This window comes from Corallococcus caeni, assembly GCF_036245865.1.
Taxonomy (GTDB): Bacteria; Myxococcota; Myxococcia; order Myxococcales; family Myxococcaceae; genus Corallococcus; species Corallococcus caeni.
The window spans coordinates 1,293,314-1,306,547 of sequence record NZ_BTTW01000002.1; the positions used below are offsets into that span (position 1 = coordinate 1,293,314).

Here is a 13,234-nt window from a genome sequence, read left to right on the forward strand (position 1 = left end):
GCTGGAGCGCAGGCCACGCAAGCAACCGCGACACCTCCCTGCGGTCCTCTCCACAGGCCACGGCCTCAGCGGGCCAGCCCTTCCAGGTGGGCGAGGACGCCGCGTCACCCTGCAACGCCAGGCAATCAACTCCGGGAGGGCGCGGTCCTTCATGGCTCATGTCCTCCCAGGCACTCGATGCTCCGTCCCCGTCAGGCCGACAGCAGCTGCGATGCTGGATCGAGCGGAAGGGTGACGGTGAAGCATGTCCCGTCCTCGGCGCAGCTCGTCACGGAGGCCTTTCCCCCGTGCGCCTCGGCGAGCCCCCTCACCAGCGGCAGGCCCAGCCCCCAGCCTTTCTGTGCGCTCTCCGTGGCGGAGCGCGTGCGGTGGAACGGCTCGAAGATGGTGTGCAGCTCTTCCACGGCGATGGGGTTGCCCTCGTTGCGCACCTGGAGCATCGCCTGGTTCCCGCTCCGGTCGAGCCGGACCTCAATCGGGGTGCCCGGCGCGCCGTACTTCGCCGCGTTGGAGGCCAGGTTCTCCACGATGCGGCGCAGCCCGAGTGGATCCGCCCGCATCTTGAACGCGCCCTGCGCCTTCAGGACGAAGCGCTCCGGATAGACCGCCGCGAGCTCGTCCAGCGTCTGGGACACGACCGTGTGGAGGTCGCACTCGCCCAGCTCCACGCCCACCCGCTTGCCGGCCTTGATGCGGCTGGCGTCCAGCAGGTTCTGGATCATCCGCTCCGCGCGGTCCAGGCTCGACGTCACCCGGGACACGGAGGTCTGCACGTTGGGCAGGTCCGCATGGCGCCTGCCCAGGAGCTGCGCGCTCATCTTCGCCGCCGTCAGCGGCGTGCGCAGGTCGTGGGTGAGCGCCGCGACGAACGTTTCCCGGAGGTTCTGCTCCGCCTTGAGCTTCTGGATCTGATCGCGGAGGTTGATCTCCGTCATGATGGAGGCCGTCAGCTCCTTCATCACCGCCAGGTCCTGCGAACTCCACTCGCGCACCGTGGGCTGGATGCAGCAGAAGGTCCCCAGCACGTGTCCGTCCGGGTTGATCAACGGGAGCACGATGAGCGCGACGATGCCCCAGGGCCCGGTCGACGGATGGAACTTCAGGAACGAGTCGGCCGGCGCGTTCGAGGAGATGATGGGGTCCCCCTCGAGCGTGTAGCGGCACAGCGACGCGTCGATGGGCAGCGTCCGGGTCTCCCGGAACGGCGAGGGCAACCCGAAGTCCGCCTTGAAGAACTGCCGGTCCGCGTCCACCAGGGACATGATGGTCAGCGGCACGTTGAGCAGCTGCGCCGCCAGACGGGCGAGGCGATCAAAGGCCTCCTCCCGCGGCGTGTCCATCAGCCGGGTTTCCCGGATGGCCTGCAAGCGGTTCGGATCCGTGAGGCGGCGGTTGCACCGCTGCGTCCGCCCAAGAGAGGCCTCGTCCAATTCACCCAGGAACTTCATGGCGGCGATTTTAGTTCAGGGGGCCGGGAACCGGGCACCGCGATCCCCAGCGCCAGGTCGTCCGTTCGCTGACCAACCTTCTGGGAAGGCCCGAGAATTCCTCCGAGCGGTTTGACCCGCTTTCCCCGGGCCCACCCTCCTTGCCTCCCGGACCCTTTCCGGGAGGCTTTCCCCCCTTGCATCCCCCTCGTTCCTCATCCCGCGCGGCCCTCGCCGCGCTCCTGCTGCTCCTTCCCACCCTGGCGCTGGCCGCGGACCGGGGGGCCTGGGCCCCGGGCGTCGCGTACGCCGTGGGCGACATCGCGTCGTATGCCGGCAAGGGCTACGACTGCCGGCAGGCCCACACGTCCCTGCCAGGCTGGGAGCCGCCCAACGTGCTCGCCCTGTGGCTGGAGCGCACCGGCACTCCGCCCGCGGACACCCAGGCCCCCACCGCCCCCTCCGGACTCACCTCTCCAGCCAAGACGTATGACAGCGTGTCGCTGAGCTGGAGCGCGTCCTCCGACAACGTCGGCGTCACCGGCTACGAGGTCTTCGTCAACAACGGCGCCTCCGCCTTCGCGACCTCCACCACGACCAGCGCCACCGTGACGGGGCTCGCCGCGAACACGGCCTACACGTTCACCGTGAAGGCTCGCGATGCCGCGGGCAACCGTTCGGCGGCGAGCGCCGCGTTCAGCACCACCACGCCCACGCGTCCCCCGTCCGATACCCAGGCCCCCACGGCGCCCGGCTCCCTGCGCTCCACCGGCGTGACGGCCTCCAGCGTGTCCCTGGCGTTCAACGCGTCCAGCGACAACGTGGGCGTCACCGGCTACGAAATCTTCGTCAACGGCGGCACCAGCGCCGCGGCCACCAGCACCACGACCAGCGCCACCGTGACGGGGCTCGCCGCCAACACCACGTATACGTTCACCGCGAAGGCGCGCGACGCGGCCGGCAACCGCTCCTCCGCGAGCAACAGCGTCGCCGTGACGACGGGCAACACCGCGCCGGCGGGCAGCAAGGTGCTGGTCGGCTACTGGCACAACTTCGACAACGGCTCCACGAACATCCGGCTGCGCGACGTGTCCTCGAAGTTCAACGTCATCCAGGTCGCCTTCGCGGAGCCGGTGACGGGCGCGCCGTCGGGCACCATGGGCTTCACGCCGTACAACGCCACCGTGGCGGAGTTCAAGGCGGACATCGCCACGCTCAAGGCGCAGGGCCGCAAGGTGCTCATCTCCCTGGGCGGCGCCAACGGCACCATCCATCTGGACGACGCGGCGGCGAAGCAGGCCTTCGTCACCAGCATGCAGGGGCTCATCAACACGTATGGCTTTGACGGGCTGGACCTGGATTTGGAGGGCGCGTCGCTTTCGCTCAACGGCGGGGACACCGACTTCCGCAATCCCACCACGCCGCGCATCCAGAACCTCATCGCCGGCACCCGGCAGCTGCTCAACGACAACCCGGGCCTCCTGCTCACCATGGCGCCGGAGACGGCCTACGTGCAGGGCGGCTACGCGGCCTACGGCGGCCCGTGGGGCGCCTACCTCCCCGTCATCCACGCGCTGCGCGACCGGCTCACGTACCTGCACGTGCAGCACTACAACACCGGCACCGTGATGGCGCTGGACGGCCGCGCCTACGCGCAGGGCACGCCGGACTTCCACGTGGCCATGGCGGAGATGCTGCTCCAGGGCTTCCCGGTGGGCGGCAACGCGAGCGCCGTCTTCCCCGCGCTCCGGCCGGAGCAGGTCGTCATTGGCCTGCCGTCCTCGCCGCAGGCCGCGGGCGGCGGCTACACGACGACCGCCAACGTGCAGAAGGCGCTGGATTACCTGATGAAGGGCCAGTCCTTCGGCGGCACCTACGTGCTGCGCCAGGCCGGCGGCTACCCCGGCTTCAAGGGGCTGATGACCTGGTCCATCAACTGGGACGCGTTCACGAACTTCGAGTTCTCCAACAGCCACCGCGCCTACCTGGACACCTATCAATAGGGCCCCATGGGCCTCCGCCCACCGGATGCGTACCGGTGGGCGGCGGGGTGGGGTGCAAGGCATTGCCTTCCAACGGGCACCGGGAGGAGGTGAGAGGGTTCCCGGGGCCTCCGGGCCTTCAGCTCGCGTGCTACCGTCGCCGCGGTGTCGACACGGGATGACAGGCAGGAGGGGCGGGAGGCGCTGTCTTCCGAGAGGACCCGGACCCTTCCGGCGAAGGACGGCGGCAAGGTCCGGCTGAAGCTGTGGGTGCTGTCGGGGCCCGGGGCCGGCAAGGGCCGGCCGCTGCCCGTGGGGTCCTACCTGCTGGGCAAGAGCGCGGACTGCGACATCGTGCTCGAGGACGGCACGGTGTCGCGCCACCACCTGCGGCTGGAGGTGGAGGAGGACCGGGTCGTCGCCACGGACCTGGGCTCGTACAACGGCTCCTTCTGCGAAGGCCTGCGCTTCTCCGAGCTGGAGGTGCGGCCCGGCGCCGTGCTCACCCTGGGGGAGACCCGGCTCAAGGTGATGCCCGAGGACACCCGCGAGCGCGCGTTGCTGCTGTCGTCGCGCGACCGCTTCGGGGCCCTGGTGGGCACCAGCCGCCGGATGCGGGAGGTCTTCACGTTCCTGGAGCGCATGGCGCCTGTCGACTCGGATGTGCTCATCCAGGGGGAGACGGGCACCGGCAAGGAGCTGTGCGCGGAAGGGCTGCACCACGGAAGCCCGCGCGCGAAGAAGCCCTTCGTGGTGGTGGACCTGGCGGGCATCGCGCCGTCGCTCATCGAGTCGGAGCTGTTCGGCCACGTGAAGGGCGCCTTCACCGGGGCCCAGGCGGACCGGGCCGGCGCCTTCGAGAGGGCGCACGGGGGCACCGTCTTCCTGGACGAGGTGGGCGAGCTGCCCCTGGAGCTGCAGCCGCGCCTCTTGCGCGTGCTGGAGCGCCGCCAGGTGAAGCGGGTGGGCGGCAACGACTACCGGGAGCTGGACGTGCGCGTGGTGGCCGCCACCCACGTGGACCTGGAGGCCGCGGTGAAGGCGGAGAAGTTCCGCCGGGACCTCTTCCACCGGCTGGCCGTGCTGCGCGTCGTGCTGCCGCCCCTGCGCGAGCGCCCGGAGGACATCCCGATGCTCATCGACACCGTGCTGGAGCGTCTGGGCAAGCCGCCCAGCTCCTTGTCGGACCAGACGCGCGCCCTGCTCGTCCAGTACCCGTGGCCGGGCAACGTGCGCGAGCTGCGCAACGTGGTGGACCGCGTGGTGAACCTGGGCGAGGAGTCGCTGCCCGACATCGACCCGGGCATCCCCGGCCGTGCCGCCTTGCGCGCGGGCGGGCTGGACCTGGCCCAGCCCTTCAAGGAAGCGAAGGAGCAACTCGTCGAGGGCTTCGAGCGCGACTACCTCAAGAGCCTCCTCAAGCGCTGCGAGGGCCGCTTCAACCGCGCCGCCCGGGAGGCCGGCATCGACCGGGTGTACCTGCGCAAGCTGATGCGCAAGCACGGCCTGGAGCTCAGCGACGGCAAGCCCGGGGCGGACGAAGACGACGCCGGGTGACTCCCGTCACCTGGTGGGACCGCCACCGGGTGACTCGAGTCACCCACCCGCGAGCCCCGCGGGGTGGCGGCTGCCTCGGAAGGCCCGGCGCGCCCCGACGCGCGGAGCGCTGGCATCGCTCCTGCTTAGGCAAGGCGTACCGGCCATTCACGGCCCCTCCGACCCCGAGCACGCCATGTTCTCCTCCGTCTCCTCCCGTTCCAACCCGTCCTCGCTCCTCGCCTCCCTGCTGAAGCCGTCCGCGCGGACGCAGCCGTCGCCGCAGCCCCAGCCCTCCCAGGGCGCGTCCGCGGCGGCCCTGCGCCAGCAGCTGTTCCACACGGACCGCTTCGAGTCCTCGCCGTCGGCGCGGACGCAATCGCAGTCACTGCCCTCCACTCCGACGACCCGTCCCGCGGGCGCGGGCTCCGACCCGCTGGGCGCGGACGCCCTCGTGCCGGCCAGCTCGCATGATGCCTCCAGGGACTACCCGGCGCTCTCGTACGCGGATGACAAGCAGTACAACGGGCAGCCCCTGGGCTTCTGGAAGCAGAACGTCTGGGATTCGGCCACCAAGGCAGGCGCCACCCCCGAGGAGGCCGCGCTGCTCGTCGCGCAGGTGATGCAGGAGGGCGGCACGGACTTCAACAAGAGCGGCGCCGCGACGAACTACGGCCCCTTCAACCTGAACCAGGACCTGCTCCAGACCTACGGCAAGCACCTGCCGGATGACCTCCAGAAGCTCAACGGCAGCAGCCCCGAAGCCATCGACCTCAACGTGAGCAACGCGCTGGATGCGATGCGCGCGGTGGGGGCCAACAACTACCTGCACCACGTGCGCGGCGGCCGCACCAACTTCGAGCACCCTGAACAGCGCATCAGCGGCAACCCGGCCGTGAAGGGCGACGACGCGTTCGCCTTCGAGCGCAGCCTGACGAACAACGCGCGCCTGTTCCTGGAGGCCACCCGGGCCAACCCGTCCGCGCTGACCGACAACCAGCGCTTCGCCTCCGACATCCCGAACATCTGAAGCAGCGGGTGGGCGTGAAGCACAAGGCCCCGCGTGTGATGCACGCGGGGCCTTTTCGCGCTCTGACACCGCGCGAACTACGAACCGGACTCGCGCGAGCCGAAGGAGTTGTTCTTGGAGCCGATGCCGGAGGAGTCCCCCAGCGTGGCGGAGTGATTCGCGTTCGCGGCGGCGAGCGCGCCCGCGTCACCGCCCTGGGGATTGACGATGAGCATCCCGCCGCCATGGAACGAATCCCAGCCGGAGTTCATCGCCTGGGTGAGGTGCTGGAGGTCCACGTCGTACTTGTCGCCGGTGGCCGGATCATGGATGCGGTACTGGCCCTGCGCGTTCTTGCCGTCGATCTCCACCCAGTGCGCGCTGCCGGCCGGCGTGTTGCCGGAGGCGCCGGGCTGGATGAGGTTGGAGTCGACCATCGCCACCGCCTTCTTGCCCGAGTCGAGCGCGGCGTTCAGCGCGTCGCGGTCGAAGTTGGCGGCGCCGCGCGTGACCTCGAAGCCCTGGCCCGCGAGCATCTGGCCCATCTGGTCCGGCGTCGTGCCCTGGCTGTCGGAGTAGCGGGACTCCAGCGACTGGACGAGCTGGGCGTCCGTCTGCCCCTGGCCGCCGCCGTTGGCGCGCACCAGCATCGCGGCGGCCGTCGCACCGCAATTGGTGGCGTCCGTCTGCCGGAGGACCGGCGTCTGCTGGGGCCAGCCCTTCGCGCCAGAGCCCTTCGCGTCCGTGAGCGAGGGCACCTGCTCCATCTGGGACAATTCCAGGGGACGCGCGCCCAGGGGCTGTCCGGCCCCCGCGGCCTGGGCGGCCCATTGCCCCGCGACCTCGGGTGACTCCTCGAAGCGGTCCTGCTGGAGCGCGTGGAGTTGCTCCGTTTCCTGGACCGGCTCGGGAGCGCGCTGGCCCTGGACGGGAGCACGGCCTTGCGTCGTGGCCGCCTGCTCGGGGGGCAGGGAGGGAGGGAGATTCTGGGGACGCGTGACGTTCATGAACAGCCCTTGCGCTCGGGGGAGGCAACCGCGGACGGCGGTCCCACCATTATCGAAGAAGGCACTGGCCGGGTTGTGGGGGCATGGTGATGGCAGCGCGGGGGCCCATAGGATGGCACCCACCATGAAGACCCCGGACGCGGACGCGCGCGACGACACGCTCCCCGCGCGCCGTCCTGATGACGAGGCGACGCGCCTGCTGCCGCGGACTCCGGCGCAGGCCGTGCCCGCGACGAATGAGTCGGACCGGCAGCCCCGCGCAGGGCCGTCCCCGTCCGTCCAGGTGGGGCGCTACCTGCTGCTGCGTCCGCTGGGCGCGGGGGGCATGGGCGTGGTGTACGCGGCCTATGATCCGGACCTGGACCGGAAGGTGGCGCTGAAGCTGCTGCACCCGGAGGGCCACGCGGATCCAGAGCTGGGACGGGCGCGGCTGTTGCGCGAGGCGCAGGCGATGGCGCGCATCTCACACCCGAACGTCATCCCGGTGTTCGACGTGGGCATCTGGGGCGCCCAGGTCTTCCTGGCGATGGAGCTGCTGGACGGGGGCACGCTGGGGCAGTGGCTGAAGGAGGCCCCCCGCTCGTGGCGCGAGGTGCTGGAGACGTACCTGAGCGCGGGCCGGGGGCTCGTGGCCGCGCACGCGGCGGGGCTGGTGCACCGCGACTTCAAGCCGGCCAACGTGCTGAGGGACCGCCGGGGCCGCGTCTGCGTGACGGACTTCGGGCTCGCGCGCCAGGTGGGGCTGCCCTCCGGCGACGACGCGGACCTGGCCGCGCGGGAAGTGGACGCGCTGGCCGTGGAGCGGCGCATGCTGGACGCGCCCATCACCGTCACCGGCGCGGTGATGGGCACGCCGAACTACATGTCCCCGGAGCAGGTGCTGGGCGCGGTCCCGGACGCGAGCACGGATCAGTTCAGCTTCTGCGCCGCCCTGTACGCCGCGCTCTACGGCCAGCGCCCCTTCGACGTCGCGCGCATGCAGGCGCTGAGGACGCCCGCCGACCTGGAGGGCCCGAACGCCCCTCGCCTCCTGGCGCCCCCGCGCGACACGCGGGTGCCCGCGTGGGTGGGCCGGGCGGTGGTGCGCGGGCTGGCGCTGCGCCCGGCGGAGCGCTTCCCGACGCTCGCGGCGCTGCTGGATGCGCTGGGGCAGGAGCCGAAGCGCAGGGCCCGGCGCCGCGCGTGGGGCGGCGCGGGCCTCCTGGCGGGAGGACTGCTGGTGGGCGGCGGCGTGCTCCATCAACAGTCGCGCGTGTGCGAGGGCGCGGACGCGCTCATGGCGCGGGTGTGGGGTGCACCGCAGCGGGAGCAGGTGGTGCGTGCCTTCCTCTCCACGGGCAGCCCGTTGGGGGCGGACATGGCCGGGCGCGTGGCGGACGCGCTGGATGCGTATGCGCGCGGCTGGAGCCAGCAGCACACGGAGGCGTGCAGGGCCACGCTCGTGGAGGGTACCCAGCCAGAGGCCCTGCGGGTCGAGCGCGTGGTGTGCCTGGAGCGGCGGCGTGAGGACGCTCGCGCGGTGGTGGCGCTGCTGTCCACCGCGGACGCCCCCCTCGTGGAGAAGTCCCTGTCGCTGGTGAACGCGCTCCCCGCGCTGGACGAGTGCGCGGACGTGGCGAAGCTGGGCGAGCAGCAGCGGCTGCCGGAGTCGCAAGCGGAGCGCGCCGAGGTGGAGCGCCTGGAGGCGCGGTTGTCAGAGGTGAAGGTGCTGGTGGATGGCGGACGCCTTCCTCTGGCGCGGACGCGGCTGGAGCCGCTGGTGGAGCCCGTGCGGGCCTCGGGGTACGCGCCGCTGATGGCCCGGCTCCAGCTCCAGCAGGGCTGGATGCGCGAGCAACTGGGGGACTCCGCGGGGGCGGCCATCGCGTTGCGGCAGGCGGCCTTCGACGCGGAGGCGGGGCGCGCGGACCGGCTGAAGGTCACCATCCTCAACCGGTTGCTCTACGTGGAGGAGGGGCAGCGGCACTTCGACCAGGCGGAGGTCTGGAGCGGGCTCGCGGACGCGACGCTGCGGCGCATGGGCGGTGACGCCGTGCTGGAAGCGGAGGTGCGGGTCAATCAAGGCAACCTCGCGGTCGCGAAGAACGACTTCTCCCGCGCGAATGCCCTGTTCGAGGATGCGCGGACACGGGCGGAGGCGGCGCTGCCGGAAGGCCACCCGCTGCGCGCGCGCATCACCTTCCTCCAGGGCGGCCTGGCGATCCGGATGAAGGACACCGCGCGCGGCGTGGCGCTGCTGGAGCGCGCGCTGACGCTGACGGAGGCTTCGGTGGGCCCGCTGCACCCGGACACCGCGCGCCGGCACGACGCCCTCGCCTGGGCGCTGCGCGAGGCGGCGGAGCCAGCCCGGGCCCTGCCGCACGCGCGTGCCGCCGTGGAGATCCGCAGGGCGCTCCTGGGCGCGCGCACGTTGCCGGTGGCGGAGGGGTTGGACGAGGTGGGCATGTGCCTGCTGGCGCTGGGCCGCTACGACGAGGCGCTGCGCGTCTATGAGGAAGCGCTCGCGACGAAGCAGCAGGTGGCGCCTCCGGGAGACGAGACCTTCCAGTACAGCCAGGACGGCGTGGGCCAGGCGCTGCTGGGGCTGGGCCGCGCCAAGGAAGCCATCGCGCCGTTGAGGCTGGCGGTGGGGTATCCGTCGATGCCGGAGGGGACGCTGGCGGAGTCCGGCTTCGCGCTCGCGAAGGCGTTGTGGGAGGCAGGAGAGCCGCTGCCCGCGAGGCAGGAGGCGGAAGCGGCCCGCGAGCGTTTCGTCCGCGCCACGCGTGAGCCCGAAGCCGCGAGCGTGGTCCGCTGGCTGGAGGCGCATCCGGCTCCGCAGGCCGCCGCCGTCCCCGCACGGCTCAAGGAGCCCCGGTCTCGCGCAAGGCGTTAGCGGCGCCACCGGGTGACAGGAGTCACCCGGTGAAGGGCTGTCAGGTGACAGCAGTCACCCGGCGCACGCGCCTTCCTGCCTGCGTATCCCTCTGAAGCGGGGATGCGTGGCCCCTGGCATCGCTCCTGCTTTGGAGGTGGGCATCCGGCCCTCACCGGCCCACCTCCCCGAACGGAGCGTTTCCATGATCTCCACCCTGTCCTCCTGTGTCCCCTCGTCGAAGCGTTGGGACGTGAAGCCGAACGCCGTCCAGCCCGCGTCCGTCCCGTCGAAGCCGTCCGCCACCCAGCCCGCAGCGGTGAAGGATGGCTTCGACACGGGCCGCGACACCCGCGCGGATTGGCGGTCGTTCTCCGGGGAGACCCAGGTCTCGGGCCCGCCGGCCGCGAGCACGGCGAAGACGCTGGCGCCCGACAAGGCGACGGGGGAGGCGGCCGTGCAGCGGAGCTACGCGGACTGGAAGGCGAAGTACGTCACGGCGGACGGCGCGAACGGCGCGCTGCGCGTGCAGCGCCCGGAGAACAACGGCGACACGGTGTCGGAGGGCATCGGCTACGGGATGCTGCTCGCCGCGAACAACGGGGACCGGACGACGTTCGATGGCCTGTGGAAGTACGCCCAATCCCACCTGAACGAGAACGGCCTGATGAACTGGCGGATCGACGCCCAGGGCGCAACGGTGGGCCAGAACGGCGCCACGGACGCGGACGAAGACATGGCCATGGCGCTCGTGACCGCGGACAAGAAGTGGGGGGGCTACAAGCAGGACGCCACCACGCTCATCAACGCCATGATGGAGCACGAGGTGGAGCCGGGCACCAACGTGCTCAAGCCGGGTGACGCGTTCGGTGGCTCCTCGGAGACGAACCCCAGCTACTTCGCGCCCGCGTACTACAAGGAGTTCAGCAAGTTCACCGGTGACACGCGCTGGGACAAGGTCGCGGACTCCAGCTACGACATCCTGGACAAGGCGCTGAAGCAGCCCGGCTCGAAGGACACGGGGCTGGTGCCGGACTGGGTGGATGCCAGTGGCAAGCCGCTGGACCGCGGGCCGGACTCCTCCTACGACGCCATGCGGACCCCCTGGCGCATCGGCCTGGACGCGGCGTGGAATGACGACCCGCGCGCCAAGGCGTACCTGGACAAGGTGAACACCTTCTGGAAGTCGCAGGGCGTCGAGAACATCGGCGACAAGTACGCGCTGGACGGCTCGGCCCTGTCGAAGAACCACAACGCGACGGCGGTCTCCATGGCGGCGGCGGGCGCCATCGCGGACCCGGACGCCGGCTACCGCGGCGCGATGTGGAACGAGATGATGAAGACCACCGAAGGCGGCGGCTACTTCGGTGACTCGCTGCGCGCGCTGTCCCTGCTGACGTCCACAGGCCAGATGGCGCGTCCCTCGGACACGGGCGGCCCGCGGGTTCCCGCGAACACCGGCACACCCCAGGTGGACGCGGTCTCCGCCGCCCAGGGCGTGAGCGGCGACTACGGCGTGACCCAGGCCATGGCGGACATGGACAAGCTCGCGTCCCTGCACCCGGTCGGGACGGAGATGCACGGCGTGGGGGACGCGAATCGCGCCGGGTTCGAGAAGAACAAGCGTCCCATCGCCGAGGCCGCGCTGAGCGCCGCGAAGCGCTACCTCCCGGAGCTGTCGCTCCAGGACGCCACGCGCATGCTGCTGGCGGACATCGCGCAGGAGTCCACCTTCAACCCGAAGCTCAACGTGGAGTCCAACGGCAGCGTCACCCCGGACAAGACCATTGGCCTGTTGCAGCCGCGAGCGGCCTCCAACCTGGAGGACTTCCGCAACTACGCGAGCAGTGACGGACTGAAGCGCGCGGACGGCGGCGCCTGGGATCCGAAGTCCACCCAGGACGCGGAGCTGGCCAACGTCTGGGAGAACGTGCACGTCGGCGCCTGGTACATGTCGCAGATGGCCCGGCTGGGCGCCGTCTCCGCCAACGAGCACTACCTCTGGGGCCGCGAGGGGACGGCGCCCACCACCGTCCAGACGGGCCTGCTGTCCCACTTCATGGGCCCCGGCGGCGCGGCCAACGAAGGCGCCAGCAACCCCGGCGCCGCCAGGTACCTCTCCATGGTGGGCGGAGAGATGGACTTCCTCCAGCCCGGCCTCTCCCAGCGCGTCTACGACACCGTGCTCAAGCCCGGCGCCGTGTAGCGCACGCCAGACCTCAGGTCTTCTTCAGCTTCTCTCCCACCGCGGAGAGCAGCTGGTCGAAGGACTCGGAGAACAGGCGGATGCCGTCCGTGGCCAGCTCGTCCGTCACCGTCTTCATGGAGATGCCCGCTGCCTCCAGCTGGCGCATCGTCGCCTCCGCCGCCGGCAGGTCCTCCTCCAGGCTGGGGCGCACCTTGCCGTGGTCCCGGAACGCGTCGATGGTCGCGGGCGGCATGGTGTTCACCGTGTCGCGGCCGATGAGCTCCTCCACGTAGAGCACGTCGCGCAGCTTCGGGCTCTTGGTGCTGGTGCTCGCCCAGAGCACGCGCTGCACCTTCGCCCCCTTCGCGGCGAGCGCCTTCCAGCGCGCGCTCCCGAAGACCTCCTTGAAGGTGCGGTAGGCCAGCTTCGCGTTGGCGATGGCCACCTTGCCGCTCAGCCCCTCCATCGCCTTCTGCTGCTCCGGCGTGGCCCCCGCCTTCAGCTTCTTCTCCAGCTCCTTGTCCACGATGGCGTCGATGCGGCTGACGAAGAACGACGCCACGCTCGCCACGCGGCTCACGTCCCCGCCGGATGCGGCGAGCTTCTCCAGGCCGGAGACGTACGCCTCGGCGATCTCCTTGTAGCGCTCCTGGCTGAAGAGCAGCGTCACGTTGACGTTGATGCCCTCGGAGGTGAGCTGCTCGAAGGCCGGGACGCCCGGCACCGTGCCCGGGACCTTGATCATCACGTTGGGCCGGGCCAGCGTCTTCCACAGCCGCCGCGCCTCCTCCAGCGTGCCATGCGTGTCCAGCGCCAGCCGGGGGGACACCTCCAGCGACGCATAGCCGTCCTGGCCCTTCGTCGCGTCGTAGACCGTCTTCAGGATGTCCGCGGCGCCCTGCACGTCGCGCACGGCCAGCTGCTCGTAGAGGTCGTTGCCGTTGATGCCCTTGCCCTTCGCCGCGTCGAAGAGGTCCTGGTAGTCGTCGCTGCCCGACACGGCCTTCTGGAAGATGGTCGGGTTGGAGGTGAGCCCCTTGAGGCCGTCCTCCTCGATGAACTTCTTCAGCGTGCCCTTCGTGATGTAGCTGCGCTGGAGGTTGTCCACCCAGACGGATTGGCCGAACTCGGCGAGCTGTCGCAGCGGATTCATGGATTCTCCCGGCGGGGGCCCGAGGCTCCCGGATGGCGTTCCTTCAAGTTGCGCATGCCCCGCCCCCCAGGTCCGGCC

General features: G+C 71.0%; 8 protein-coding genes. 5 read left to right on the plus strand and 3 right to left on the minus strand.

All coding sequences use genetic code 11. The features are described from left to right. Positions 1-191: 191 nt before the first annotated feature. The gene (locus AABA78_RS13400) at positions 192-1,448 is read right to left on the minus strand and encodes a GAF domain-containing sensor histidine kinase (RefSeq protein WP_338263373.1); all 1,257 of its coding nucleotides are present in this window, start codon (positions 1,446-1,448) and stop codon (positions 192-194) included. A gap of 176 nt (positions 1,449-1,624) precedes the next feature. Here AABA78_RS13400 and AABA78_RS13405 point away from each other — a divergent pair, with 176 nt between their 5' ends. The 3 genes from AABA78_RS13405 to AABA78_RS13415 all read left to right on the plus strand — a co-directional run bounded on the left by AABA78_RS13405 (position 1,625) and on the right by AABA78_RS13415 (position 5,975). Next, positions 1,625-3,430 carry a fibronectin type III domain-containing protein gene (locus tag AABA78_RS13405; protein WP_338263374.1) on the plus strand — a complete coding sequence of 602 codons (1,806 nt, stop codon included), beginning with the start codon at positions 1,625-1,627 and terminating at the stop codon, positions 3,428-3,430. A gap of 144 nt (positions 3,431-3,574) precedes the next feature. Continuing rightward, the gene (locus AABA78_RS13410; protein ID WP_370469456.1) at positions 3,575-4,966 is read left to right on the plus strand and encodes a sigma 54-interacting transcriptional regulator; all 1,392 of its coding nucleotides are present in this window, start codon (positions 3,575-3,577) and stop codon (positions 4,964-4,966) included. Between the two features lie 175 nt (positions 4,967-5,141). Further along, positions 5,142-5,975: a hypothetical protein gene (locus AABA78_RS13415; RefSeq protein ID WP_338263376.1), complete on the plus strand. Its 834-nt coding sequence runs from the start codon at positions 5,142-5,144 to the stop codon at positions 5,973-5,975. Positions 5,976-6,052: 77 nt separating this feature from the next. On the opposite strand, the gene AABA78_RS13420 is transcribed toward AABA78_RS13415, so the two are convergent. After that, positions 6,053-6,961, minus strand: a complete 909-nt coding sequence (locus AABA78_RS13420; protein ID WP_338263377.1) for a C39 family peptidase — start codon at positions 6,959-6,961, stop codon at positions 6,053-6,055. Positions 6,962-7,085: 124 nt separating this feature from the next. Between AABA78_RS13420 and AABA78_RS13425 the strand changes: the two genes are divergently transcribed. Together AABA78_RS13425 and AABA78_RS13430 are read left to right on the plus strand one after the other, a co-directional pair. Further along, complete coding sequence (locus AABA78_RS13425) at positions 7,086-9,836, plus strand: serine/threonine-protein kinase (protein WP_338263378.1); 2,751 nt, start codon at positions 7,086-7,088, stop codon at positions 9,834-9,836. Positions 9,837-10,020: 184 nt separating this feature from the next. After that, positions 10,021-12,021 (plus strand): family 8 glycosyl hydrolase, encoded by a 2,001-nt coding sequence (locus AABA78_RS13430; RefSeq protein ID WP_338263380.1) that lies wholly within the window; start codon positions 10,021-10,023, stop codon positions 12,019-12,021. A gap of 13 nt (positions 12,022-12,034) precedes the next feature. On the opposite strand, the gene tal is transcribed toward AABA78_RS13430, so the two are convergent. After that, positions 12,035-13,156: a transaldolase gene (gene tal / locus AABA78_RS13435; RefSeq protein WP_338263382.1), complete on the minus strand. Its 1,122-nt coding sequence runs from the start codon at positions 13,154-13,156 to the stop codon at positions 12,035-12,037. Between the last annotated feature and the right edge of the window lie 78 nt (positions 13,157-13,234).

Coding starts and splice junctions, on each gene's coding strand:
- AABA78_RS13415 (WP_338263376.1), top strand. CDS start 5,142: ATGTTCTCCTCCGTCTCCTCCCGTTCCAACCCGTCCTCGCTCCTCGCC.
- AABA78_RS13425 (WP_338263378.1), top strand. CDS start 7,086: ATGAAGACCCCGGACGCGGACGCGCGCGACGACACGCTCCCCGCGCGC.
- AABA78_RS13430 (WP_338263380.1), top strand. CDS start 10,021: ATGATCTCCACCCTGTCCTCCTGTGTCCCCTCGTCGAAGCGTTGGGAC.
- tal (WP_338263382.1), bottom strand. CDS start 13,156: ATGAATCCGCTGCGACAGCTCGCCGAGTTCGGCCAATCCGTCTGGGTG.
- AABA78_RS13400 (WP_338263373.1), bottom strand. CDS start 1,448: ATGAAGTTCCTGGGTGAATTGGACGAGGCCTCTCTTGGGCGGACGCAG.
- AABA78_RS13420 (WP_338263377.1), bottom strand. CDS start 6,961: ATGAACGTCACGCGTCCCCAGAATCTCCCTCCCTCCCTGCCCCCCGAG.